We start from the raw sequence: 24,935 nt of genomic DNA on the forward strand, positions 1-24,935 counted from the left end.
CCGCGCTCAACGCAGCGCCGGCGTATCGGGGGCTTCGGGCGCACCGGGCGCATCGCGCATATCAAGCGCACCACGCGCGCCCGCCGCGTCGCGACGCCGCTCGAGCCACGCGTGCACGAAGCCGAACACGACGGGCACGAACAGCAGCGTCGACAGCGTGCCGAACGCGAGCCCGCCGATCACCGCGCGGCCGAGCGGCGCGTTCTGCTCGGCGCCTTCGCCGAGCCCGAGCGCCATCGGCACCATGCCGATGATCATCGCGAGCGCGGTCATCACGACCGGACGGAAGCGGCTGAAGCCGGCGTCGAGCGCGGCCTGCCACGGCGATGCGCCGCCGGCGAGCAGCTCGCGCGCCGCATTGACGACGAGAATGCTGTTCGCGGTCGCGACGCCGATGCACAGGATCGTCCCGGTCAACGCCGGCACCGACAGCGTCGTGCGCGTCACGAACAGCATCCACGCGATGCCGGCCAGCGACGCCGGCAGGCCGCCGACGATCACGAGCGGGTCGAGCCACGACTGGAAATTCACGACGATCAGCAGGTAGACGAGCACGATCGCGAGCGCGAGACCGCCGAGCAGCCCGGCGAACGACTCGTGCATCGCCTGCACCTGGCCGCGCAGCACGATCGACGAGCCGGGCGGCAGCTGCGCGCGCGCGTCGTCGACGAGCTTCGTCACGTCGGCCGTGACCGCGCCGAGGTCGCGCCCCTGCACCGACGCGAAAATGTCGAGCACCGGCTGCACGTTGTAGTGCGACACGACCGCCTGCTGCGTCGTGCGCGAGAAGCTGCCGAGCGTGCCGAGCAGGTTTTGCGCGGGCGCACCGGCCGCCGGGCCGCCGGCCGGGCGCTGCGGCGACGGCGCGCCGCTGGTCGGCAACGGCACGTTCGCGAGCGCTTGCAGCGAATCGATCGTGTACTGCGGCGTCTGCACGAGCACGGGGTAGCTCACGCCGTTGCGCGGATCGAGCCAGAAGTTCGGCGTCGTCTGCGCGCTGCCCGACAGCGAGATCAAAAGGTTCTGCGCGACGTCGCGCTGCTGGAGCCCGGCCTCGATCGCCTTGGTGCGGTCCACGTTCACGTCGATCGCCGGCTCGTCGCCGGGCTGCTGGATGCGCGCGTCGACCAAACCGCGCACGCCGCGCAGTTTCGCGAGCAGCGCGTTCGCGACCGCGCGGTTCTGATCCAGCTTGTTGCCGACGATCTGGATGTCGACCGGCGCGGGCAGCCCGAAATTGAGGATCTGACTCACGATGTCGGCCGGCAGGAACGCGAACGTCACGCCGGGGAACGACTGCGCGAGCAGGTTGCGCAGCCGTGCGACGTACGCGGCGGTCGGCGCGTGGCCCGGCTTCAGCGTGATCATCACGTCGGCGTCCTCGGTGCCGATCGGGTCGGACGAGTCGTAGGTGAGGTTGATCCCGCTCACCGGCACGCCGATGTTGTCGAGCATGCCGGCCAGTTCGCGCGCTGGAATCACGCTGCGCACCTTGGCCTCGACTTCGTCGGTCAGCCGTGCGGTCTGCTCGATCCGCGTGCCGGTCGGCGCGCGCAGATGCAGGCGGATCTCGCCGGTGTCGATCGCCGGGAAGAAGTCCTGGCCGGCGAACGCGAACAGGCCCGTGGACGCCACGCACGCCAGCACGAACGCGGCCGCGAAGCGGCGCCGGTGCGCGATCGCCGCGGCGAGCAGCGCGCGATAGCCGAGCCGGATCGCGTCGAAGCGGCGTTCGAACGCGGCCTGCAGGCCGGCGATACGCGCGAACACGCCGCGCGGCGGGCGGCCCTGGCCCTTCGCGCGCATCAGCACCATCGCGAGCGTCGGCACGAGCGTGCGCGACAGCACGTACGACGCGAGCATCGCGAACACCACGGCCTCGGCGAGCGGCACGAACAGGTAGCGCGCGACGCCCGTCAGGAAGAACATCGGCACGAACACGATGCAGATGCACAGCGTCGACACGAACGCCGGCACCGCGATCTCGCCCGCGCCCTCGAGGATCGCGTCGTGCAAGCCTGAACCGAGATGCAGGTGGCGCTCGATGTTCTCGATCGTCACGGTCGCGTCGTCGACGAGAATGCCGACCGCGAGCGCGAGCCCGCCGAGCGTCATGATGTTGATGGTCTCGCCGAGCGCGGCGAGCGCGATCAGCGACGTGAAGATCGACAGCGGGATCGAGATCGCGATGATCAGCGTGCTGCGCCAGTTGCCGAGGAACAGCAGGATCATCATCGCGGTCAGCACGGCGGCGATCAGCGCCTCGCGCACGACGCCCTGGATCGCGGACTTCACGAACACCGACTGGTCGTCGAGCGCCGCAATGTGCAGCGCCTTCGGCAGCCCGGCTGCGATCTTCGGCAGCATCGCCTTCACCTGGTCGATGATCGTCAGCGTCGATGCGCTGCCGGTCTTCTCGACGGTCAGCAGCGCCGCGCGCTTGCCGTCGGCGCGCACGACGTTGGTCTGCGGCGAGAAGCCGTCGCGCACGTGGGCGACGTCGCGCACATAGACGACGCTGCCGCCGATCGTCTTCACCGGCAGGTCGTTCAGCGCGGCGACCGTCTGCGTGCTGCCGTTCAGCTGCACGTCGTACTCGTGCGTGCCGATCTTCGCGGTGCCGCCCGGCAGGATCAGGTTCTGCGCGTTGATCGCGTTCACCACGTCGATCGGCGCGAGCCCCTTCGCCTGCAGCGCGCGCGTGTCGAGATCGACGACGATCTGGCGGATCTTGCCGCCGTACGGCAGCGGCACGGCCGCGCCCTGGACGGTTGCGAGCTGCGTGCGGATGAAACTGTTGCCGAGGTCGTACAGCTGCTGTTCGGCGAGCGTGTCGCTCGACAGCCCGAGCTGCAGGATCGGCACCGTCGACGCGTTGTACGTGATGATGTTCGGCGGCAGCGTGCCGGGCGGCAGGATGCGCAGGATCGACGCGGCGTTGCTGGCGGCTTCCGCGATCGCGCGATTGATGTCCGCGCCGGGGTGGAAGAACACCTTCACGACCGACACGCCGTTCAGCGACTGCGATTCGATGTGCTCGATGTCGTCGACGTCGGACGTGAGCGCGCGCTCGTAGTTCGACGTGATGCGCTTGGCCATGTCTTCGGCGGAGAAGCCGTTGTACGACCAGACGATGCTGACGACCGGGATGTCGATGTTCGGAAAGATGTCGGTCGGCATGCGCAGCAGCGCAAGCGGCCCCGCGATGAAGATCAGCAGCGCGAGCACGACGAACGTATAGGGCCTGCGCAATGCGAGCTGGACGATCCACATGATGTTGTTCCTCGAAGCAGGGCACGGATGCCGCGTTCGATGCGGCGAGCATGCAGTCTGCCGGCGCGGCGTTGACCCGAGCCTGTCGCGAAGATTACGAAACCGTCATCCGCGTGCGGCGGCGGCGGATGACGAATTTGTCATGTTCCGGTCAGCGTCGCGTGCACCGCGATCGCCAGAATGAAGACGTCAGGCAGCGAGTCGCATCGGGGCTCGTGCCGGCGGCGCATCGACGATGCGTCTTCATCGAATCGTTTCCGGGAGTTCCATCATGAACCGCAGGATGATTGCAGCCGCCTTGCTCGCGCTCACCATCGGCACGCCGGTGGCCGCGTTCGCCCAGAGCGCCTCGGCGGGCCTGACCCGCGCCGACGTGCTCACCGAATTGGTCCAGGCCCAGCGTGACGGCACGGTGCCGACGTCGCGCTGGGATTACCCGCCGAGCGCGCCGACGATCGAGCGCAACCGCGAGCTGTATGCGCTCGGGCATGGCGAGCAGCACACGCAGAGCGCCGCGGCGGCGCCGTCCGGGGCGACGGGGAGTGCGTTGTGAAGGCCCGTGTGGTCGTGGCGCGCGTGACGGCGCTGGCGCTCGCCGCAGCGCTCGCGGCCGCCGTCGCACCGGCGTTCGCGCGCGGCCAGCCGCAACTACCCGACGACGACGGCGGACGCGCCAGCGTGCTCGCCGCGTTGAATCCGCAGCACGACGCGACGCCCGAGCGCGCGGTCGCGGCCACGGGCACGACGGGCGAGGCGCGGGTCGCGCATGCGCATGCTCATGCGGCGCCCATCAAGCGCGCGCCGAGCGCGATGCCGCGCGCGGACACCAGCGCGCTCGCCGCGCGCTGATCGGCATCCCAGGTCGCGAGTGCGGCGTCGAACGCCGCGCCCGGCGCGACGTCGTGCAGTGCCGCGGCGAGCGCGACCGCGTTGTCCGCCGCCTTCGCGACGCCCGCCGCGGTGTGCGGGCGCACGACGCACGCGGCATCGCCGAGCAGCACGGTGCGGCCGAACGCCATGCGCTCGACGGCCAGATCGTAGATCGCCTGCGCGAACGGGGCCGGTGTCGTGTCGACGAGCGTGGCGAGCGTCGGCGCGAGCATGCGGTCGGCGGCGTCCACGAGTTCGGCGCGGTTGTCGTCGCGCATCGCGCCCGGCGGCAGCGACCCGTCGCGCTGCGTGCCGTCGCGGGTCAGGAACAGCGACGGCAGCCGCTCCGACGCGAGACGGCGATACCAGACCCAGTTTACGCGCCGCTTGCCGGGTTCGATCGCACCGTCCGCGCCGGGCACCAGATAGGTCAGGAACAGGTGCGCGCCGCCTTGCTGGAACGTGAAGCGCTCGCGCAGCAGGTACAGCACCTGCTCGGGCAGCGCGTGTTCGTCGACGAGCCCGCGCCACGCGACGTAGCCGGCATACGCGGGCCGCACGTCCGGCAGCAATTGCGCGCGCACCGTCGAGCGCGCGCCGTCGGCGCCGATCAGCAGATCGGCCGTCTCGACGCGGCCACTCGCGAACTGCGCGACGACCCGGTCGCCGTCCTGCTGGAACCGCTCGAACGCGTCGCCGGCATGGATCACGTCGTCCGGCAGCGCGTGCTTCAGCGCCGTATAGATCACGTTCCATCCGGTTTGCGTTTGCGGCATGGTCAGGCGTTGCACGACGCGATCCTGCGCGTCGACGTAGATGCGCTCGATCGAATCGACGCCCGCGTTGGCGGGCAGCGCGACGCCGCCGAACGCGAACGCGCGCTCGATCGGCGGTTGCAGCACGATGCCGCCGCCGCGGCTGTCGAGCTCGCGCGCCGATTGCTCGAACACGCGAACGTGCCAGCCGCGCGCGCGTAGCGCGGTCGCGGCGAACAGGCCGCCGACCGATCCGCCGACGATGACGGCCTTGCGGCCCGATGCGCGTTCCATGATGTGTGCTCCCGACGAAGATCCATGCGCACGGCGGGCGGCCGCGCGCGGCGGCGTAGCGCCGATATCGCACCGAGCTTAGGGCAGGATGGGCGCGCGCGAGTTGAATCGTTCTGAAGCGCTCGGACGGCGGGCGGGGTTTGCGCTACCCGCGCTTGCGGCGCGGTGTGGGCGTTGGCTCGGGTGTAGTCGTGGTCGTCGGCGTGTCCGCCGCCACGCGCTTCAGTGCGGCGGGCGCGCCGTGCAGGAACGCATCGACCTGGCGTTCGATTTCGGTGTCGAGATCGTCGGGCACCGGCAGGCCGTACACCCACTTTCGGACGCCCAGATAGAAGATGCTCGCGTGCAGGCTCCAGATCAGCTCGATCTCCGCGTTGCGCCGGGCTTCCGATGCCGGCGTGGCGATGTCGTATGCGTGCCGGAGCTCGCGCAGCACCGGCAGGAAGACGCGTTCCCGGAGCCGCGACAGGTAGCGCGTATTGAAACCCTCGCGGCTGAGCCCCGCGAAGATGAACGTGCGGATCCATTCGCGCCGCAGGATGGTCTGCGCGTAAGCGCGGTAGAACGCGACGAGCCGTTCCTGCAGCGGGGTCGTTCGATCGGCGATCAGCTTTTCCCAGTCGGGATTCCACGTATAGATCTCGTCGTAGACGCGCTCGATCAGTGCCTCCTTGCTCGGGAAGTACCGGTAGAGCAGCGGCTGGGTCACGCCGATCTGCCGCGCGAGCTCGCGCGTGCTGCCGGAAAAGCCGTGCGTCGCGAAGTGCTCGATCGCCTTCTCGACGATCTGCCGCTCGCGGGCCTCCGGCGTGAGGCGGCGGCCCGGCGTGGCGGCCGGTTCGGCGGCCGCCGTCCGGCTCGGGCGGGACGCTGCTTTGCGCTTGGTTTCGGTCATCCATCGGCTCCTGAGTGGCGCCCATTCTGCACTTATCGATCGAAAAATAGCAAGGCGAGCCGGCCGCCGGATTCAGAAGATTTAAGTTCGCCGCCATGACTTTAAGGATGGCGTTCCTTAGGCTGCTCCGTGATCGCCGCACGCATCGGACGCCGCCCGGCGCCGGCCCGTGCGCCGCAACCGAAACGGACCATGCCTCATCTGATCTCGCTGGGAGCCGGCATCGCAGCCGGCCCGCCGTACCACCTGGCGCGCGTGCCGTCGCTCGTGCCGTCGTCGCTCCCGCCCGCCGGGCCGCTCGACATCGTCATCGTCGCGGGCGAGCCCGCGCTTCCCTTGATGGCCGCGCCGATGCGCGCGCCGCAGAGGACGAAGGAGGGTGCGTCATGCCAGCTGGCCAGCTAGCGGCAAGCGGCGCGAGCGCGCCCGATCACGTGGCCGGCGAGGACGTGATGCTCGCGTCGATCGCGGGCTACGTCGACACGCTCGGCTTCGTCGCGCTGTTCGGGCTGTTCACCGCGCACGTGACCGGCAACTTCATCCTGATCGGCTCCGGCATCGCGGGCGTCGGGCAGGGCCTCGTGATCAAGTGGCTCGCGTTTCCCGCGTTCATCGCCGGGATCGTCGCCGCCCGCCTGCTCGATCACGGGATGCGCGTGCGCGGCCACGGCCCGCGCGCGTGCTCGCTGTATGCGATGCAGGCGATCCTGCTGACCGGCTTCATGCTGGCCGGGGTGGCGGCGTCGCCGATCGCGAGCGCCGATGCGCCCGCGACGATCCTCTGCGGGCTGCTCGGCGCCGCCGCGATGGGCGTGCAGAATGCCCACGGCCGGCTGACCGCGCGCTCGGTGGTGGCGAACACCGTGATGACCGGCAACGTCACGCAGGCCGTCATCGACGCATTCGACTGGCTCGTGCCGATCGCCGCGCCCGCGGAGCGGGAAGCCGCCCGCGCCCGGTTGCGGCGCACGCTGCCGCCGGTCGCCGGTTTTGCGCTCGGCGCGGGCGCCGGTGCGACCGCGTATCTGTATGCGGGGTTCTGGGCGCTCGCGCTGCCGCTGGCGGTGCTGGTGTTTCTTGCCTGTCGCGCGGGCCGCCGCGACGCGCGGCCCGCATCCCGCTGAATCCGAATCCGCGCGCGGCGCCACGCCGCGCGCGTCACCATCAAGGAGAAACCCGATGAGTTCACTGAATCTGCGCAGCATGCTGCGCTCGACCGCCGCGGCGTCGGCCGTGCTCGCCGCGCTGCTGGTCGGCGCGCCCGCCCATGCCGACGAAACCCACCTCGACGACATCGCGTCGCCGGCCGCCTCGACGCGCCTGCCGGCCGTCGCCGTAGGCCCGCAGTACGACACGACCCACGTGTACGTCGCCCCCGAAGACGTCGACCGCTTCGTCGCGAGCTTCCTCGCGACCTTCGGCGGCAAGAAATCGCAGCAGGGCGTGTTCCAGGTCACGCCGACGCCGAGCTCGACCACGTCGCAACTGCTGCAGACGCCGGTCGGCACGGTCTCGCTGTTCGGCTTCAAGACGCCCGTGCCCTACCCGTTCGGCGCGGAGCGCACCGGCTATCTCGTGAGCGACATCGACGTGGCGGTGAAGTCGGCGCGCGCGCACGGCGCCGACGTCATCGTCGCGACGTTCCCCGATCCGATCGGGCGCGACGCGATCGTCAGCTGGCCGGGCGGCGTCAACATGCAGCTCTACTGGCACACGCAGGCGCCGAACTACGACCCGCTGCAGACGGTGCCGGAGAATCGCGTGTACGTGTCGCCGCAAAGCGCGAGCAAGCTCGCGCGCGACTTCGTCGCGTTCTCGCACGGCAAGATCGTGTCGGACGTGCGCCATGCGCCCGGCGTCGAGATCGGCCGGCCGAACGACACGTATCGCCGCATCCGGATCGAATCGGGCTTCGGCAAGATGACCGTGCTGGCGACCGACGGCCATCTGCCCTATCCGTTCGGCCGCGAGATGACCGGCTATGAAGTGACCGATCTCGCCGCGACGCTGAAGAAGGCCGAAGCGGCCGGCGTGACCGTGCTCGTGCCGCCGTATTCGGCCGACGGGCGCGACGCCGCGATCGTGCAGTTCCCCGGCGGCTACGTCGCCGAGATCCACGCGCGGACGAAATAACCGTGCGCCGCCCGATGAACCGAGCGTGGCGCGGCGCGCTGCCGTGCGTCGTGCTGGCGGGCGGCGTCGCGTTGCACGCGGGCGCGGCGGCCGGCGCCGAAGCGGCAGACGCGACGGCCCCGGCGGCCGCACCGGCCGCCACGCCCGCTGCGACACCCGCAGCCGCGGCCGCTGCGACGTGTACCGCGAAGCGGCCCGTCGTGCTGTTCAACCGCTGGCAGGAAGACTGGTCGGTGCTCGCGAACCCGTGCGTGCCGCGCAAGCCGTTCGACTCGCTGAAATACGTGCCGCTCGGCGACGACCCGTCGACCTACCTGTCGCTGGGCGCGAGCCTGCGCGAGCGTTTCGAGCTGAACAACGCGCCGCTGTTCGGGCTGGGCGCGGCGCACGACGACAACTACGTGATCCAGCGCGCGAACGTGCATGCCGACCTGCGCTATCGCGGCCATCTGCAGGCGTTCGTGCAGTTCGTCGACGCGCGGCCGTTCGGCAAGAACACGGTCGGCCCGGTCGACAAGGATCAGCTCGATCTCGAACAGGCGTTCGTCGCGTACGTCGATCAGGTGGGGCCCGGCACGATCAAGACGCGCATCGGCCGGCAGGAGATGGCGTTCGACCTGCAGCGCTTCGTGTCGTCGCGCGACGGCCCGAACGTGCGGCAGGCCTACGACGGTCTGTGGGCCGATTATGAAATCGGCAAGTGGCGGCTGATCGGCTATGTGACGCGGCCCGTGCAGTACCGCGACGACGCGGCGTTCGACGACGTGTCGAACCGGCATCTGCGCTTCGACGGCGTGCGCGTCGAGCGCAACGGCACGGGGCCCGGCGATTTGTCCGCGTACTGGTCGCGCTATACGCGCGACAACGCGCGCTTCGCCGACGCGGCGGGCACCGAGCGCCGCGACGTGTTCGACGTGCGCTACGCGGGCAAGGCCGACTCGCTCGACTGGGACGTCGAGGCGATGCTGCAGACCGGTCACGTCGGACAGGACACGGTCGGCGCGTGGGCGTTCGGCGCACTGGGCGGCTATACGTTCGCGAAGACGCCCGGCACGCCGCGCGTCGGCATCCAGGTCGACGGCGCGTCGGGCGACGCGCATCCGGGCGACCACCGCGTCGGCACGTTCAACCCGATGTTTCCGAACGGCTATTACTTCACGCTCGCCGGTTACACGGGGTACAGCAACCTGATCCACGTGAAGCCGTCGCTGACGTTCAAGCCGTCCAGCTCGGTCACGGTGCTCACGGCCGTCGGTTTCCAGTGGCGGCAGACCACGGCCGACGCGATCTACGGGCAGGGGCTGTCGGCCGTGCCGGGCACGGCGGGCAAGGGCGGCGCGTGGACCGGCATGTACGCGCAGGCGCGCGTCGACTGGCTGGTCAACGCGAACCTCGCGCTCGCGCTCGAGGCCGTGCACTTCGAGCTCGGCTCGTGGATTCGCGCGCTCGGCGCGCGCAATGCCGACTACGTCGGCATGGAAGCGAAGTTCGGCTGGTGACGCGCGTGACGGCCGACGTGTGACGCGGGACGCGTCATGCCGGCGCGCGGGCGAGCGCGGCGATGAAGTCGATGAACGCGGCGACGCGTTTCGAGCCCCGCTGATTCGGCAGGTAGAGCGCGGTGACGACCGAGCGGGCCGCATCGGGCGTGACTTCGTACTGTTCGAAGAGCCGACGCAGGCGGCCCGACCGGACGTCCGCGTCGACCAGCCAGTCGGGCAGCAGCGCGATGCCGGCGCCGTCCAGCGCGGCATCCCGCAGCACTTCGCTGTGGTTCGACTTGAGGCGCCCGGCAACGATGACTGTCGCCGCGCCGTGGGCATCGGCAAAGGTCCAGGCCTGCTGATCGCCGCCGAAGTGAAAGCGCAGGCACGCGTGATCGACCAGCTCGCCGGGCGTCGCCGGCATGCCGCGCGCTTCCAGGTACGCGTGGCTCGCGACGACGTATCGCTGGAACGTGCCGAGCTGCCGAGCGACGACATCCGCGGACGGCGCCGCTTCGCCGAGCCGGATCGCGACGTCGATCCGGCCGACGACGAGATCGACCCGTTCGTCGGTGAGCTGCAGATCGATGTCGAGCTTCGGGTAGCGCGCGAGGAACGCGGCGATGTGCGGCGCGATGCGGCGCACGCCGTAGGCGACGGGGACGGACACGCGCAGCGGTCCGGACGGTTCGCTGCCGCGATCGGATACGAGCGCGTCGGCCTCGGCGAGCTCCTCGAGCAGCCGCTTCGCGCGCGCGTAATAGACGGAGCCCGCGTCCGACAGCGTCACCTGCCGCGTCGTGCGATTCAGGAGCACGGCGCCGAGCGACGCCTCGAGCGCATCCACGGCGCGCACCACGGACGAAGCCGCGAGATCGAGACGCCGCCCCGCGCTCGAGAAGCCGCCGGCTTCCGCCACTTCCACGAACGCGCGCAGCGCGGAGAATTTGTCCATCGGGTCGCCCTCGTGCGTGTCGCAACGTCGCGTTGCATGCCGTTCGCATTCTAGCGTCGGCTGCGTGGGGCGCAGCGGCGGCGTGGGCGATCTTCAGGACGATTCAGGGGCGGGGTGGGAGGTGGGTTGTGAGGTGTGCGCGTGCATTCTGCGACGCGCACGCCTGACGGCTTCGCGCAACGTCAGGCCCGCTGCTTCGACGGCGCGAGGCGCAGCAGCTCGGCCACGCTGTCGACCTTGAACTGTTTCATGAGCCTCGCATGGCGCGCTGCGCGCCGACGCCGTTGCCAGGCCGACGCGATCAGCGCGAGCGCGCGCGGCGCCACGCGCCGGGCGGATGGCCGATCACGCGCAGGAACACGCGATTCAGATGGCTCTGGTCGGAGAACCCGCAATCGGCGGCGATTTCCGCGAGCGTCATGTCGCTCGTCTCGATCAGCCGCCGCGCCTGCGTCACGCGCTGTTCGAGCAGCCACTGGTGCGGCGTGCGGCCGGTGGTCCGCGAGAACGCGCGGATGAAATAGCCGCGCGACAGGTCGCACTCTTTCGCGACTTCCGCGAGCGATACGCCCAGGTTCGCCTTTTCCATCAGGAGTTCCTTCGCGCGCGCCGCCGTCGCGGGCGACAGCACGCCCTTGCGCTCGAGGTCGCGCACGCGCGCAGCGCCGTAGCGGCGCAGCAGATGGGTGCCCATCGCCAGCCCGATCTGCTCGATGAACAGCGCATCGAGCGGCCCGGGCGCGTCGAGGCTGTCGGCGACCGCGTGCGCGAGATGACCGAGCACCGGGTCGCGCACGTCGGGCCGCGAGGTCAGGCCGCCGACCGCGCTGCCGCCATGCTCCCGGCCGACGCGTTCGAGATACGCGGGCGGCAGCTCGACCAGCACGAAGTCGAAATTGCCGTACAGGTCCGCCCGGAAAGGCTCCGAGAAATCCCGAATGTAGATCGAGTGTTGCTGGAACCGGCGCTCGCTCGCGCCCGCGCGCCCGTAGAGCGTGCGGCGGTGGCCGCCGTTCAGCGATACGCCGACCAGGAAGCCGCGATCGCATGCGGGCATGTCGATATGCTCGACGTGCGCCTCGCGCATGCATTTGCGGTGCAGCTTCAGGCCGCCGGCGGCCGTTTCGATGTCCTTCGACAGCAGGCTTGCCGCGCAGCCGAGCGTGTCTTTCGGCGCTGGCGCGACCGGGGCGTCCGGCGCTGCGATGACGAGGTCGGGCATGGATTTTTTCCTGCGAGTGACTCGTGGCGCGTTACGACGAGTCGAGTTTATACGGGCACGCGTGCATTCAAAATGAATTTGTACAAAGGTCCGCTCGCGACCCTGACGATCGGCTTTCGATGCGCGGGCGCGACGGCCGCACGCCCGAACGCCCGCGCGGGGCACGTGTGCGCGGGGCCCGGCACAGTATAGCGGCGCTGCCCGACACGCAAGTGACTGCGCCGAGCGGCGCGCCGGCGCTCGCGCAGCGCATTTTTCTTCAAGATTTCCGCCGGACGTCCTTTTACACTGGGCCGTCAATTCGATATTTCCCCGCCCGGCGCGATCGCGCGCCGGGCTCCGACTTCCTGCCGCGTGAGCTGCCGCGCTCATGCGGCGGTCATCCTGAGGTACCCGGAGGCGGCCATGATCCAGATCGGGACTTTGTCGGTGGATTTCGAGCAGCGGGACATTCGCCGTCACGGCGCGCCGCTGCGCATCGGCGCACGCGCGCTCGACATCCTTGAAGTGCTGCATCGCGCCAACGGTTCCGTCGTGTCGAAGGACGACATCATGGACGCCGTCTGGCCGGGCCTGATCGTCGAGGAGAATCGGCTTCAGGTCCATGTCGCGACGTTGCGCAAGGCGCTCGGCGCGAGCCGGGACCTGATCAAGACGGTGCCCGGCCGCGGCTACCTGCTGGTCGCGAGCGCGTCGGCCGCGGCCGGGCCGGCGCCGGACGTCCCAGAGGGCGGCGAGCCTGGGCAGGGCATGTCCGCGGCCGCTGCGCCCGCTGGATCCGTTGCGCTCGTGGAGTCCGCAGCCCCCGATCTCGCCGCGCTGCCCGACGCCTCCCACGCCGTGCCGACCCCGCCGCTGGTCGGGCGCGATGCCGAGCTCGCGCAGATCGTCGCCATGTTGGCGCGCACGCCGGTCGTCACGCTCGTCGGCGCGGGCGGCATCGGCAAGACGAGCCTCGCCGCGCATGTGGCGCACGATGCGCGCTGCCACGGACGCGAGCGCGTGCTGTTCGTCGAGCTCGCAGCCGCGTCGACGCACGACGACATGCTGATCGCGATCGCGGCCGAACTCGGGCTCGACGTCGACGGCATACCGGCCGTCGAGTGCGTCGGCGACGCGTTCGCCGCGTCGCGCTGCCTGCTCGTGCTCGACAACGCGGAGCACGTCGTCGATCTGGTCGCCAACCTCGTCGAAACCCTCACCTCCGTTGCCGGGTCGCTGCGCGTGCTGGTCACGAGCCGCGAGCCGCTGCACATCTCGGCCGAAGCGGTGCTGCGGATGAGCCCGCTCGCGGTGCCGGCAAGCGATGCGTCGTTCGACGAAATCGCCCGGTGCTCGGCCGTCGCGCTGTTCCTGGAACGCGTACGCGCCGCCGCGCCGGAGTGCCCGATCGACGAAGCGGCCGTGCGGCTGATCGGGGACATCTGCCGGCGTCTCGACGGACTTCCGCTGGCGATCGAACTGGCTGCCGCGCGCGTCGCGACGCTCGGGCTCGAGTTCGTCGCCGCGCGCCTTGACGACAGGCTGAACCTGTTGACGGGCGGGTGCCGATCGGCGCCGCCGCGCCATCAGACCCTGCGGGCGACGTTCGACTGGAGCTATGTGCTGCTGGATCCGGCCGCGCGTGCACTGTTTCGCCGGATGGGCTGCTTCATCGGCCCGTTTACGTTCGACGCCGCGCGCGCGGTCGCCGCGGAGCCCGACACGTCGGCGTCGGACACGATCGCGGTGCTGGGCGAACTGGTCGCGAAGTCGCTGGTGAGCGTCGAATTCCATGGCGCATACGTGTGCTACCGGCTCACCGAGTCGACGCGCGCCTATGCGCTGGAGAAACTGCACAACGAGGGCGAGTTCGAGCGGATCGCCGCGCGCCACGCGCTGTACGAGCGCGAACATGCGCCGGCGCGTGTGGGTGTCGGCGCTGAAGCGGGCACGGACACGGACGCGGACGGGCGCGCGGCGCACGCGGACGATGCGCGGGCGGATGCGCAAGTCCATGCGCAGGCCCACGCGCAAGCCCGGATCATGGCAGCGGCCGAAGCCGAAGCCGAAGCCGAAGCCGAAGCCGAAGCCGAAGCCCAAGCCCAAGCCCAAGCCCAAGCCCAAGCCCAAGCCCAAGCCCAAGCCCAAGCCCAAGCCCAAGCCACGACCGACCCGGCGCCGCCGGCCGCCGCCATTCCCGACCCCGACCCGGACCTGTTGACGCACGCATTGCAGGAGCCCGCGCGGATGCGCGAGTCCGCCGCGCACGCGAGACAGCTGCTCGACGCGCTGGACGCAGGCGCCGCCGCCACGCTCGACGCGGGCCGCGAGATGCGGTTGCGGGCGGCGTATGCGTCGGCGCTGCTGCATACCGACGGCGACGCGCGCACGGCCGCCGCGATGTGGGACAGGACGCTCGGCCTCGCAGCCCAGGTCGGCGACGACGCATTCGACGCGCGCGCGCTGGTGGGGCTGTGGCACACCACGCTGACGCTGTCGGACATTCACGAATCGTTGCGCTATGCGACTCGCTTCGAGCGGGCAGCCGCGCGGCGCGGCGACCGGTCGCAGCGGCTGCTCGCGAACGCGATGGTCGCGACGTCGCTTCATTACCTCGGCGAGCACGCGCAGGCGCGCGAGCGGCTGGAGGCGGCGCTGGCCGCGCTGGCCGATGCCGACGAACCGCCGTGCGCCGAGGCTGCACTGGGCGTCGACGTGGCGACGCTCGGCCGGACGATGCTCACCCGGCTCGTCTGGATGCAGGGCGACCCGGAACATGCGATGCAGCTGGCCGCGCAGGCGGTCGAATGCGCGCGCCGCGGCCGTTCGGCGCTCGCGCTGTGCATCGTGCTCGGCGCCGCGGCCGTGCCGATCGCGTTGCGTTACGGCGACCACGATGCCATCTCCGACTATCTCGCGACGCTGAGATCGACGGCCGATGCGAACGGGTTCGACATCTGGCGCAGTCATGCGGAATGTCTCGCCGGCCAGTTCGACATTCAGGCCGGCCATCCCGGCGCCGGGCTCGCGCGGCTGGAACCTGCGCTGCGGCGCGTCGAAGCGAGCGGATTCCGGCGTCTGCTCGCGCCGCTGATCGTCGCGTACGCGGAAGGGCTCGCCCGCACGGGGCGAGCGGCGCAGGCGCGCGCGAAGCTCGACGCGACGCTCGTGCGCTGCCGGGCGCACGGAGAACATCTGTTCGTGCCCGAACTGCTGCGCGCCAGAGGCCTGGCGATGCTCGAACAAGCGCGCACCGCCGATACGGACCTCGCGGTCGCCTGCGAAGCGGACGGACATCGTCATCTGCTGATGGCGATCCAGACCGCGAACCGGCAGGGCGCCGCGGTGTGGGCGCTGCGCGGCACGCTGGATCTCGCCGATCACCTGATCGAGCGCGGGCAGACCGGGCAGGCGTCGTCGCTGGTCGCCGGCATCGTGCAGGACTTCGACCCGCGCTCGCGCGCGCACGACGTGCGCCGGCTGCTGCGGGTGCAGAGTTTCGTGCGTCAGGACGCGGCGCCCGTGCCGTCCCGCCCGCGCGCCCGACACGACGCCGTCGACGCGGCGCAGCAGGGGGCATGACGATGCGCGCATTCGGGGCGGCGGGGCCGCTGTGCGTCGGCGGCATGCGTGCCGCCGCGCGCGTGCCGGCCGCATTGGCGAGTGCGTACGAGCCGCGGACCGCGCGGCGCGCCGCGCACCGGAGGCCCGACAGTGCTTAGAGCGACGGAACCCGCGCACTCGGCGGATCTCGTCGTCTTCAACGGCAAGATTGCGACACAGGACGAGCGGGGCTCGTTCGTCAGCGCGCTCGCGGTGAAGGACGGGCGCATCGTCGCGACCGGCGACGATCGCGACGTGCTGCGCCATGCGGGCGTCGCCACGACGCGCATCGACCTGAACGGCCGCACCGTGATTCCCGGCTTGAACGATTCGCACCTGCAGGTGATTCGCGGCGGCCTGAACTTCAACCTGGAACTGCGCTGGGACGGCGTGCCGACGCTGGCCGATGCGCTCGACATGCTGCGTCGCCAGGTCCGGCGCACGCCCGCGCCGCATTGGGTGCGCGTCGCCGGCGGCTGGACCGAATTCCAGTTCGCGGAAAAGCGCGGCCCGACGATTGCCGAGCTCGACGCGATCGCGCCCGACACGCCGGTCTTCATCCTGCATCTGAGCGACAGCGCATTGCTGAATGCGGCCGCGCTGCGCGCGATCGGCTACGGCCGCGACACGCCCGATCCGCCCGGCGGCGAACTGCGGCGCGACCGCTACGGGCGACCGACCGGGCTGCTGCTCGCGCGGCCCGACCCGGCCGTGCTGAGCGCGGCGCTCGACCCAGCGCCGGCGCTGTCGGACGGCGACCGGCTCAACTCGACGCGACAGTTCATGCATGCGCTGAATCGCGTCGGCGTGACGAGTGCGATCGACGCGGGCGGCGACGGCCTCGCCTATCCGGACGACTATGCGGCCGTCATGACGCTCGCGCGGCGCGGCGAATTGACGACGCGCATCGCCTACGCGCTCGGCGCGCGGCATGCGGGCCGCGAAGTCGACGACTTCGCGAAATGGATCGCGCTGACGGCGCCCGGCGACGGCGACGCATTCCTGCGCACGAACGGCGCCGGCGAGCGGCTGCTGTTCTCGGCGGTCGATCTCGGCAACTTCCTCGAGCCGCGCACCGAGTTGCCGGCGTCGCTCGAGGCGGATCTCGCGGCCGTCGTGCGGCTGCTGGTGCGCCACCGCTGGCCGTTGCGGCTGCATGCGACGTACGACGAATCGATCAGCCGCTTCCTGAACGTGCTGGAGGCCGTGAACCGCGACGTGCCGTTCGACGGGCTGCGCTGGTTCTTCGACCGTTGTGAAACGCTGTCGGACGCCAATATCGCGCGGATCGCAGCGCTCGGCGGCGGCGTGACCGTGCAGCCGCGCATGGCGTTCCAGGGCGAGGCGTTCATCGCGCGCTACGGCGCGACCGCGGCGCGCCGCGCGCCGCCGATCCGCGCGATGCTCGCGGCTCGGCTGCCGGTCGGCGCGGGCTCCGGTGCGACGCAGACGGCCGGCTACAACCCGTTCGTGTCGCTGTACTGGATGGTGTCCGGCCGAACGGTCGGCGGCACGCCGCTGTACCCCGCGCGTGCGCGGCTCGGCCGGATGGAGGCGCTGAGCGTGCACACGCTCGGCAGCGCGTGGTTCTCGGCGGACGAGCACCGCAAGGGCGCGCTGACGCCCGGCCGATACGCGGACTTTGCGGTGCTGAGCGACGACTACTTCGCGATCGACGTCGCGCGCATTCCGCAGTTGTCGTCGGTGCTGACCGTCGTCGGCGGCAAGGTCGTGCATGCGGACGAGGAGTTCGCGCCGCTGGCGCCGCCGCCGCTGCCGGTCAGTCCCGCGTGGTCGCCGGTCGCCGACCGCGGCGCAGACGGCGGCGCCGACGATGCGGCGGGCGGCGCGCGAGCCCGTGCGCGCGCGTCGGCGGCGGCGGGCGCATGCGCCGAGCCGGGGATGGACGCGTGCCGTACCCGCGGCCACGGACGCCGCTTCGCGCGCTCGCGCTTCCCGACGGCGAGCGCGGCCGGCGATCGTTGCGACGCGTTCGGCTGCCGCTGCGTCGCGTTCTAGCGCGCCGCCCCGGCGCGCCGCGAGCGCGGCCGCGCGTTGCATTGAACGATTTTCCGCCCCGTGCACGGGGCACGAGGAGACGAGATGGATTCTGCGCACGCGTGCGCACCGGCAGACGACGAAGTGGCCGGGGTCCGCATTCCGCGGACGTCCGTGGCGATCGAAGCCGCCGAAGCGGCGCGCGCATCGTTGCCTGCCGCGCTCGCCGGTCACGCCGCGCGCGTATTCGTGTTCGCGTCGCTCGCTGCGCGCCGCGCGGGCGACGCGTGCGACGCCGATGCGCTGTACGTTGCCGCGATGTACGCGAACATGGGGTTGAGCGCCGCATACTGCCGCTCGACCGAGCGATACGAGCTCGACAGCGCGGACGCCGCGCAGGCGCTCCTGCTTCGGCACCGCGCGTCGCAGCGCATGCGCGACGACGTGTGGCGCGCGATCGCGCTGCATACGACGCCGGGCGTGGCCGCACGCGTGTCGCCGCTCGCTCGCGCGCTGGCGGCCGCGGTGTCGACGGACTTGATGGCGACCGACTTCGACGCGTACACGGCCGACGAGCGCGACGCATTGCTCGCCGCGTATCCGCGCGGCAACGGGTTCGGGGAAGCGTTCCTCGATGCGATCGCGCGTGGGGTCGCGCATCGGCCCGCTTCGACGTTCGGCGCGTGGAGCGCGGACGTGCTCGAGCGGGTCGACCCGGATTTTCATCGGCTGAACTTCTGCGGACGCGTGCTCGGCGCGCGATGGACCGACGCGTGACGGCGTCGGTGCGGCCGGGCGAAGGCCGGCTGCCGCGGGATGGGGCGGGCGGCGACGGGTAACTGCACGCTCTCCGCCCCCCACATCCCTACACCCCCGCTTCCGCCGCATCGTGCCGCGCATAGTCCACGTAACCGGCGCGGTCGCCGCCGTACCAGCCGCTCGACTTCGGCTGCGCGAGCGGTGCGCGCGTCGCGATGCGCTCGACGAGATCGGGGTTCGCGATGTAGGCGCGCGCGAACGCGACGAGATCCGCGTCGCCGGCGCCGATCAGCGTGTTCGCGGCATCCGGCGAGATCCCGCCGTTGACGATCAGCGTGCCGCCGAACGTCTTGCGCGCGTTCCCGACGATGCGCGGCAGATCGGGCTCGCCGCTCCAGCCGTTGGTGTCGGCCGCGTGCAGATAGGCGACGCCGGCTTCGTCGAGCATGCGGCCGACGTAGGCATAGGTTGCGTCCGGGTCCGCGTCGCGCACGTTGTTGTACTTCGCGTACGGCGAGATGCGCACGCCGACGCGGCTCAGCGGCATCACGCCGCCGACCGCGTCGACGATTTCCGCGAGAAAGCGCGCACGGTTCGCGACCGAGCCGCCGTAACAGTCGTCGCGGCGGTTCAGCATCGACGACAGGAACTGGTGCGGCAGGTAGCCGTTGGCCGCATGGATCTCGACGCCGTCGAAGCCGGCCGCCATCGCGCGCGCCGCCGCGCGCCGGAATTCGGCCACCGCTTCGACGACTTCGTCCGTCGTCATCGCGCGCGACGGCGTCGCATGAATCTTCGTGTAGTAGCCGTTGCTCAGTTGGGCCCACACCTGAAGCTGCTCGAGATCGTCGTTCACGCCCGACGGCGACAGCGGGGCCTCGCCGCCGAGCAGCGTCATCGAGCCGACGCGTCCGCCATGCCACAACTGCGCGAAGATGCGGCCGCCCTTCGCATGGACGGCGTCGGTGATCGTCTTCCAACCGGCGGCCTGCTCGTCGGTGACGAGCCCCGGCGTCAGCTCGAACGACGCGGAGGCCGGGCTCACGTTGGTCGCCTCGGTCACGATCAGCCCGGCGGATGCGCGCTGTGCGTAGTATTCGGCCATCAGTTCGGTCGGCTGACCGCGCAACGGGGCGCGCGAACGCGTCATCGGGCCCATCACGACACGGTTGGGGAGCGCGAGGCCGCGCAGATCGTAATTGTCGAGCAGGGAAGGCATGGTGGTTTCCTCTTGAGTGACGCAGGGCCCTGCCGCAATGCGTCCGGTCGTGCCAGGCGCAGCGGCGGACCCTGCGGGAAGTCGGGGTCGACGTGCCGACGGCGTTCCTGCGCGCGAACGGCCCAGGCCGCCGCGGCGAAACAGGTCACCGCACTGCCGTCAGGTTATTGATCGATCGATCACAAAGGAATACGTCCGGTGCGCAATCGAGCATTGCGCACCGTGCAAAAACGGGCGGATCAGGCGCATCACGCGCGCAATCGCCGCGTTCAGCCCCGCTTGCCCTGCAGCGTCGGAATCTGCTCGAACAGGCCGGAGAGCCAGTCGACGAAAAGCTTGAGCTTGGCCGGCACGTGGCGATTCGGCGGATACAGCACCGAAATCGGCCGCGCCGGTGTATTGAAGCCGGTCAGGACTTCGCGCAATTCGCCCGACTTCAGATAAGGATCGACCAGATACAGCGAGGTCTTGATCAGGCCGATTCCTGCGACGCCGCACGCGATATAGGTATCCGCATCGTTGACGGCCACCGTGCCGCACATCTGCATCACGCGCGGTTCGCCGTCGACGACGTATTCCCACGCCCGCGGCCGCCCCGTATCGGCGGAGATGTGGCTGACCGCGACGTGCTGCGCGAGATCCTCCACCGTTTCGGGTTCGCCGAACCGTTCGAGATAGGCGGGGGACGCGCAGGTGCAGGTCGTCAGGCTGCCGATCCGCTTCGCGATCAGGCCGGAGTCGTCGAGCGCGCCGACGCGCACGACGCAATCGACGCCCTCGCCGACGAGATCGATCTGGCGATCGGTCACGCCGAGCTCGATCGTGATGCTCGGGTGCGCGGCCAGGAACGCCGGCAGCGCCGGCACCATGATCTGTTTCGCCATGGCCGGCGGCAGATTCACCTTCAGGCGGCCGCGCGGCGCATTGCGCGCCTGGGACACGGACGCTTCCATGTCGTCGATCTCGCGCAGCACCGCGACGCAGCGTTCGTAGTAGGCCCGCCCGTCCTCGGTCAGCGCGATCCGGCGCGTCGTGCGGTTCAGCAGCCGGCAGCCGAGGTGTTGTTCGAGCGTGCTCAGCAGCGCGGATACGCGCGGCGTCGTGAGCCCTGTCGTGTCCGACGCGCGCGTGAGGCTGCCCGTCTCGACGATGCGCGTAAACACGCGCATCGAAAGCAGTGTATCCATCGTTCGATTCTCTCCAACCCGTGAATCGGCGGCGCCGGTGCGTGCCGGCGCGCTGTCGTGTGTGTGTGTGCCGCTATGCGTCGATGCGCTTTCGGAGCCCGTCGCCGGCGAACGGCATTTCCCGCATGCGCTGGCCGGTCGCATCGAAGATCGCGTTGGCCAGCGCGCCGGCGGTCGGCCCCATCGACGCCTCCGCCGCACCCAGGAACGGCGCGCCGGGACGATTGATCAGGTGCACCTTCATGCTCTGCGGCGCGGCCGAGAAGCGCAGGATCGGATAGCTGCTCCAGTCGAAGCTGCGAATGCGCTGTGTATCGTATTGCAGCGCCTCGTACAGCGTCCAGCTCGCGGCCTGCACGATGCCGCCCTCGATCTGGTTGCGAATGCCGTCCGGCGACACGATCTGGCCTGCGTCGACCGCGGCTTCCGCGTGTTCGAGCGTCACGTGGCCGGTTTCCGGCACGACCGAAATCTCGACCGCGAGCGCGACATAGGCCATCAGGTTCTTGTACTTGCCGAACGCGAAGCCGACCCCGCGATTGCGTGCGCGCGGCGGCCGCGGCCAGCCGAAGCGCGTCGCGGCGAGCTGGATCACGTGACGCGCGCGGGGGTCCTGCATGTGACGCAGCCGGAACTCGACCGGATCGACGCCGGCCGCGTGCGCGAGCTCGTCCATGAAGCTCTCGATCGCCCAGACGTTCGTGTGCGCGCCGAGCGAGCGCATCGCCGAGGTCTGCAGCGGCATCGTCGGCGAGAAGTGGTTGACGACGTGCAGGTTGGGCAGCGCATACAGCGGGATCGCGTTGCGGTCGCCGCCGCCCTCGGGCTGCAGCATCGGCGTCGACGGCGCAGGCGCGAACGGCGGCTCGAGCATGCGCGCGGGCAGCAGCCGGCCGGCATTGACGATCCGCTCGTTGTGCGAACTGCTCCACAGCGCGTAGTTCCAGTCGACGATGTGGCCGCTCGCATCGAGCGACGCGCTGAGTTCGGTCACCATCGCCGGCGTGAAGTGGTCCCACGTATGTTCCTGCTCGCGCATCCACTGCACGCGAATCGGCTTGCCGGGCATCGCGGCCGCGATCAGCGCCGCATGCGCGGCCGCGTCGTCCGCGCCGTTGTGCCCGTAGCAGCCCGATCCTTCGGTGTGGATGCAGCGCACGCGCGCCTTCGGCATCGACAGCATCTCGGCGAGCGCGTCGCGCAGCGGGTAGACGCCCTGCGAGTGGGTCCACACGGTCAGCATGCCGTTCTCGAGATGGGCGACCGCGCACGACGGCCCGATCGAGCCGTGCAGCAGGTAGTTCTTCAGGAACGTCGCGGTGAGCGTTTTCGTGGCCGGCGCGGTCGTCGCATGCGTGTTGGCGATCTCGATGCGCTGCGTCGCGATCCGCTTCAGGTCGTCGTGAACCGTCTTGCGATCGGGCAGCGGCCGGCCGGGCGACCAGCGGCAGCCGGCGGCCAGCGCGCGCTGCGCGACGACGGCCTGCCATTCGCCGCGCGCGACGACCGCGAGCATGCTGCCGTTGCGCACGATCCGCACGACGCCGGGCAGCTTCAGCGTCGCGGCTTCGTCGAACGCGAGCAGCTTCGCGTCGTACACGGGCGGCATCACGACGCGCGCATGCAGCATGTCCGGCAGCGTCATGTCCTGCACGTAGCTGACGCCGCCCGTGACCTTGTTCGGAATGTCGACGCGCGGCAGCGACGTGCCGATCACGGCGAACGTGGCCGGATTCTTCAGCGGCGACGTCGGCGTCGCACTGCGATGCAGGTTGACGCTGCGCACCGCGTCGCCATAGCGCAGCGTGCGGCCGTCCGGCGCCTTGATCACGGCGTCGGCGGTCGTGAGCAGGCGCGCATCGACGCCGAACTGCTTCGCCGCCGCGTCGACCAACAGCCCGCGCACCTGCGCGGCGGCATTCAGCAACGCGGAGCCGCTGTCCGCCATCGTGTGGCTGCCGGCGGTCAAGCCCTCGTCGGGCGACGCGCCCGTATCGGCGGTCAGGAAGGTGATCAGCGAGGGCTGCATCCCGAGCTCCTCGGCGGCCACCTGCAGCAGCGCGGTACGCACGCCGGTGCCGAGCTCGACCTTGCCCGTGAACACGGTGACCTTGCCGTCGGGCGCGATCTTGATCCACGCGTCCAGCAGCGGGTTGGTCTTCAGGCTGCCGGCGAGCGTTGCCGTGGCTTTCGACACGTGCACGGCGGCGCCTTCGTCCGCGATCACGACCTGGGCGGCGGCGCGGGCGGCCGGCGCGAGGCTGAACGCGACGAACAGCGCGCCGGAAACCATGAAGTGCCGGCGGCTTTCGTCGATGTCGTCGTGAGCGTTCATCACAATGCCTTGTTGATCATGACAGGGGCGGAGCCGGGCTCCGGCTCGGGCAGGCCCGCGACCTGGCGCACGGCCGCCAGGATCCGCATGTGGGTGCCGCAACGGCACAGATTGGGTTCCATATGCGTGCGCAGCTCGCGCTCGGTCGGCTTCGGGTTGCGCTCGAGCAGCGCTTGCGCGCGCATGATCATCCCCGCGATGCAGTAGCCGCACTGCGCGGCCTGGTGTTCGATGAACGCGCGCTGCAGCGGGCCCGGATGGTCGGCGGTGCCGAGGCTCTCGATGGTCCTGACGCGGCGCGCGCCGACGGCGGCGACCGGGAGCAGGCACGAGAACATCGGCTTGTCGTCGACGATCACCGTGCAGGCGCCGCATTGTCCGAGCCCGCAGCCGAACTTCGCGCCGTGCAGGTGCAGGTCGTTGCGCAATGCATAGAGCAGCGGCGTGGACGGATCGATGTCGAGCGTGTGCTGCACGCCGTTCACGTTGAGGGTGATCATCGCGCGCTGTTCTCCTTTCTGAGCTTCGCGGCCATTGCTTCGACGCCGGTCCAGGCGGGGCGGTCGGAGTAGGCCGCGCGAATGTATGCGGCGAGGTCCGCGATCTGGGCGTCGTCGTACTGGTCGAGATACGACGGCATGTAGTTCAGCGTGTCCTCGCCATGCCAGCCGATCCCGTTGAACATCATCTGGATCGCGTTGCGCGGCGTATCGGCGTTGACGGCCGTGCTGAACGCGAGCGTCGGCCGTTCGCCGATCGACTGCATCGGCGAGGCGGGCCCGTGGCACTGTGCGCACGACGCCTGGAACAGCACCGCGCCGCGATGTTCGTCGGGCGTCGTCGCGCTGCGCGCGGCGCCGGGCGTCGCGGGCCGTGCGCCGGCCGGCTTCTGGATCGACAGGATGTAGGCGGCGATCGCCTCGACGTCCTCGACCGGCACCGTCGCGAGATCGCGCGTGACGGGGAGCATCGGCCCGGCCGCCGCGCCGTGCTCGCTCGCGCGGCCGGTGCGCAGGTACGTGCCGAGCTGCGCCTGCGTCCACGGGCGCGTCGCATGGCCAAGCGTATTGAGCGGCGGCGCTTCCCAGCCGTCGACGAGGCCGCCGTCGAACGCCTTGCCGGCCTGTTCGCCGCCGATCGCGTTCAGCGGCGAATGGCAGGACGCGCAGTGGCCGAGGCCGTCGACGAGCGCCTTGCCGCGATTCCATTGCGCGGATTGCGACGGATCGGGCTGGTACGCGCCCTTGCGCAGGAACAGGATGTTCCAGAACGCCAGCGGCGGACGGAAGTTGAGCGGGAAGATCAGGTCGTTCGCCGGCGCCGCCGCGCGCACGGGCTCGCGGGTCATCAGGTACGCATAGGCGGCCGCGATGTCGTCGTCGGTCATCCGCGTGAAATGAATATACGGAAATGCCGGGTAGAGCAGGTGGCCGTCGCGGGCGATCCCGCTGCGCAGCGCGCGTGCGAACGCGTCGCGCGACCAGCGGCCGATGCCGGTATCGGCGTCCGGCGTGATGTTGGTCGCGTAGATCGTGCCGAACGGCGTCGCGAGCGGCAGCCCGCCGGCGAACGGCTGGCCGTCCTTCGCGGTGTGGCAGACGACGCAGTCGCCGAGCGCGACGACGCGCGCGCCCGCGCGCACGAGCTGCGGATCGAACGACGCGCGCGCGGGCGGGTCGATCGGTGCGATCGACGGCTGCACCATGATGCCGATCGCGATCGCCAGGCCGGCGATCGCGATGCCGGCCGCGCCGAACCAGAGTCGTGTGTGCTTCATGCGGGCTCCGTGCGCGTCGGGGCGCCGCACGACGCGTGCAGGCCGCGTCGTGCGGGTCGGGTTGTCGCGCGCCGGTGATGGGCGACAGGGGTCATGTGATTACTCCAGCAGTCGATGACGAGCGCACGCGCGGTGCTGCGCGGCGGCTCAGGATGGCAGTCTACGCACGGGGCGCGATCAAGGCCTGAAGCCCG

General features: G+C 70.6%; 19 protein-coding genes. 9 read left to right on the plus strand and 10 right to left on the minus strand.

The genetic code is table 11. The annotated features are described in order from the left end of the window. Positions 1 to 6 precede the first annotated feature (6 nt). The gene (locus tag WJ35_RS19930; RefSeq protein ID WP_069239769.1) at positions 7 to 3,273 is read right to left on the minus strand and encodes an efflux RND transporter permease subunit; all 3,267 of its coding nucleotides are present in this window, start codon (positions 3,271 to 3,273) and stop codon (positions 7 to 9) included. Between the two features lie 271 nt (positions 3,274 to 3,544). On the opposite strand from WJ35_RS19930, the gene WJ35_RS19935 reads away from it, so the two are divergent. Continuing rightward, positions 3,545 to 3,826 carry a DUF4148 domain-containing protein gene (locus WJ35_RS19935; protein ID WP_069239770.1) on the plus strand — a complete coding sequence of 94 codons (282 nt, stop codon included), beginning with the start codon at positions 3,545 to 3,547 and terminating at the stop codon, positions 3,824 to 3,826. Further along, positions 3,823 to 4,122: a hypothetical protein gene (locus tag WJ35_RS19940; RefSeq protein WP_230459699.1), complete on the plus strand. Its 300-nt coding sequence runs from the start codon at positions 3,823 to 3,825 to the stop codon at positions 4,120 to 4,122. The genes WJ35_RS19935 and WJ35_RS19940 overlap by 4 nt, the downstream gene beginning before the upstream one ends. On the opposite strand, the gene WJ35_RS19945 is transcribed toward WJ35_RS19940, so the two are convergent. Both WJ35_RS19945 and WJ35_RS19950 read right to left on the minus strand, forming a co-directional pair. Then, positions 4,050 to 5,192 carry an FAD binding domain-containing protein gene (locus WJ35_RS19945; protein WP_059559943.1) on the minus strand — a complete coding sequence of 381 codons (1,143 nt, stop codon included), beginning with the start codon at positions 5,190 to 5,192 and terminating at the stop codon, positions 4,050 to 4,052. The genes WJ35_RS19940 and WJ35_RS19945 overlap by 73 nt on opposite strands. A gap of 145 nt (positions 5,193 to 5,337) precedes the next feature. Then, a complete protein-coding gene (locus WJ35_RS19950; RefSeq protein WP_069239771.1) occupies positions 5,338 to 6,087 on the minus strand; it encodes a TetR/AcrR family transcriptional regulator in 750 nt (249 codons plus the stop codon). Positions 6,088 to 6,279: 192 nt separating this feature from the next. Between WJ35_RS19950 and WJ35_RS19955 the strand changes: the two genes are divergently transcribed. Genes WJ35_RS19955 through WJ35_RS19970 form a run of 4 tightly spaced genes read left to right on the plus strand, consistent with a single transcriptional unit; the run spans position 6,280 to position 9,719 of the window. Further along, positions 6,280 to 6,492 (plus strand): hypothetical protein, encoded by a 213-nt coding sequence (locus WJ35_RS19955; protein ID WP_069239827.1) that lies wholly within the window; start codon positions 6,280 to 6,282, stop codon positions 6,490 to 6,492. After that, entirely contained in the window at positions 6,474 to 7,211 is a 738-nt protein-coding gene (locus WJ35_RS19960) for a YoaK family protein (RefSeq protein ID WP_043292692.1), read from the plus strand. The genes WJ35_RS19955 and WJ35_RS19960 overlap by 19 nt, the downstream gene beginning before the upstream one ends. Before the next feature lie 55 nt (positions 7,212 to 7,266). After that, positions 7,267 to 8,220 (plus strand): glyoxalase, encoded by a 954-nt coding sequence (locus WJ35_RS19965; protein WP_069239772.1) that lies wholly within the window; start codon positions 7,267 to 7,269, stop codon positions 8,218 to 8,220. 14 nt (positions 8,221 to 8,234) lie between these two features. Continuing rightward, entirely contained in the window at positions 8,235 to 9,719 is a 1,485-nt protein-coding gene (locus WJ35_RS19970; RefSeq protein ID WP_069239773.1) for an alginate export family protein, read from the plus strand. Positions 9,720 to 9,753: 34 nt separating this feature from the next. Here WJ35_RS19970 and WJ35_RS19975 read toward each other — a convergent pair whose 3' ends face one another. Together WJ35_RS19975 and WJ35_RS19980 are read right to left on the minus strand one after the other, a co-directional pair. Further along, positions 9,754 to 10,659 carry a LysR family transcriptional regulator gene (locus WJ35_RS19975; protein ID WP_069239774.1) on the minus strand — a complete coding sequence of 302 codons (906 nt, stop codon included), beginning with the start codon at positions 10,657 to 10,659 and terminating at the stop codon, positions 9,754 to 9,756. 301 nt (positions 10,660 to 10,960) lie between these two features. Further along, positions 10,961 to 11,881: a helix-turn-helix domain-containing protein gene (locus WJ35_RS19980; RefSeq protein ID WP_069239775.1), complete on the minus strand. Its 921-nt coding sequence runs from the start codon at positions 11,879 to 11,881 to the stop codon at positions 10,961 to 10,963. A 405-nt stretch (positions 11,882 to 12,286) separates the two neighbouring features. On the opposite strand from WJ35_RS19980, the gene WJ35_RS19985 reads away from it, so the two are divergent. The 3 genes from WJ35_RS19985 (at position 12,287) to WJ35_RS19995 (ending at position 18,241) form a co-directional block, all read left to right on the plus strand. Beyond that, positions 12,287 to 15,445: an ATP-binding protein gene (locus WJ35_RS19985; protein ID WP_069239776.1), complete on the plus strand. Its 3,159-nt coding sequence runs from the start codon at positions 12,287 to 12,289 to the stop codon at positions 15,443 to 15,445. A 132-nt stretch (positions 15,446 to 15,577) separates the two neighbouring features. Then, positions 15,578 to 17,485, plus strand: a complete 1,908-nt coding sequence (locus WJ35_RS19990; protein ID WP_069239777.1) for an amidohydrolase — start codon at positions 15,578 to 15,580, stop codon at positions 17,483 to 17,485. An 84-nt stretch (positions 17,486 to 17,569) separates the two neighbouring features. Then, the gene (locus WJ35_RS19995) at positions 17,570 to 18,241 is read left to right on the plus strand and encodes a phosphohydrolase (RefSeq protein WP_069239778.1); all 672 of its coding nucleotides are present in this window, start codon (positions 17,570 to 17,572) and stop codon (positions 18,239 to 18,241) included. Positions 18,242 to 18,329: 88 nt separating this feature from the next. On the opposite strand, the gene WJ35_RS20000 is transcribed toward WJ35_RS19995, so the two are convergent. The 5 genes from WJ35_RS20000 to WJ35_RS20020 all read right to left on the minus strand — a co-directional run bounded on the left by WJ35_RS20000 (position 18,330) and on the right by WJ35_RS20020 (position 24,741). Further along, a complete protein-coding gene (locus WJ35_RS20000) occupies positions 18,330 to 19,442 on the minus strand; it encodes an alkene reductase (protein ID WP_069239779.1) in 1,113 nt (370 codons plus the stop codon). Positions 19,443 to 19,711: 269 nt separating this feature from the next. Beyond that, positions 19,712 to 20,629, minus strand: a complete 918-nt coding sequence (locus WJ35_RS20005; protein ID WP_060234439.1) for a LysR family transcriptional regulator — start codon at positions 20,627 to 20,629, stop codon at positions 19,712 to 19,714. A 73-nt stretch (positions 20,630 to 20,702) separates the two neighbouring features. Further along, positions 20,703 to 22,964, minus strand: a complete 2,262-nt coding sequence (locus tag WJ35_RS20010) for a xanthine dehydrogenase family protein molybdopterin-binding subunit (protein ID WP_060234438.1) — start codon at positions 22,962 to 22,964, stop codon at positions 20,703 to 20,705. Next, positions 22,964 to 23,464, minus strand: a complete 501-nt coding sequence (locus tag WJ35_RS20015) for a (2Fe-2S)-binding protein (RefSeq protein WP_060234437.1) — start codon at positions 23,462 to 23,464, stop codon at positions 22,964 to 22,966. Before WJ35_RS20015 ends, WJ35_RS20010 begins: the two co-directional genes overlap by 1 nt. After that, on the minus strand, positions 23,461 to 24,741 hold the full coding sequence (locus WJ35_RS20020; protein ID WP_060234436.1) for a c-type cytochrome: 1,281 nt from the start codon (positions 24,739 to 24,741) through the stop codon (positions 23,461 to 23,463). The genes WJ35_RS20015 and WJ35_RS20020 overlap by 4 nt, the downstream gene beginning before the upstream one ends. Between the last annotated feature and the right edge of the window lie 194 nt (positions 24,742 to 24,935).

Source organism: Burkholderia ubonensis, from assembly GCF_001718695.1.
Lineage (GTDB): Bacteria > Pseudomonadota > Gammaproteobacteria > Burkholderiales > Burkholderiaceae > Burkholderia > Burkholderia ubonensis_B.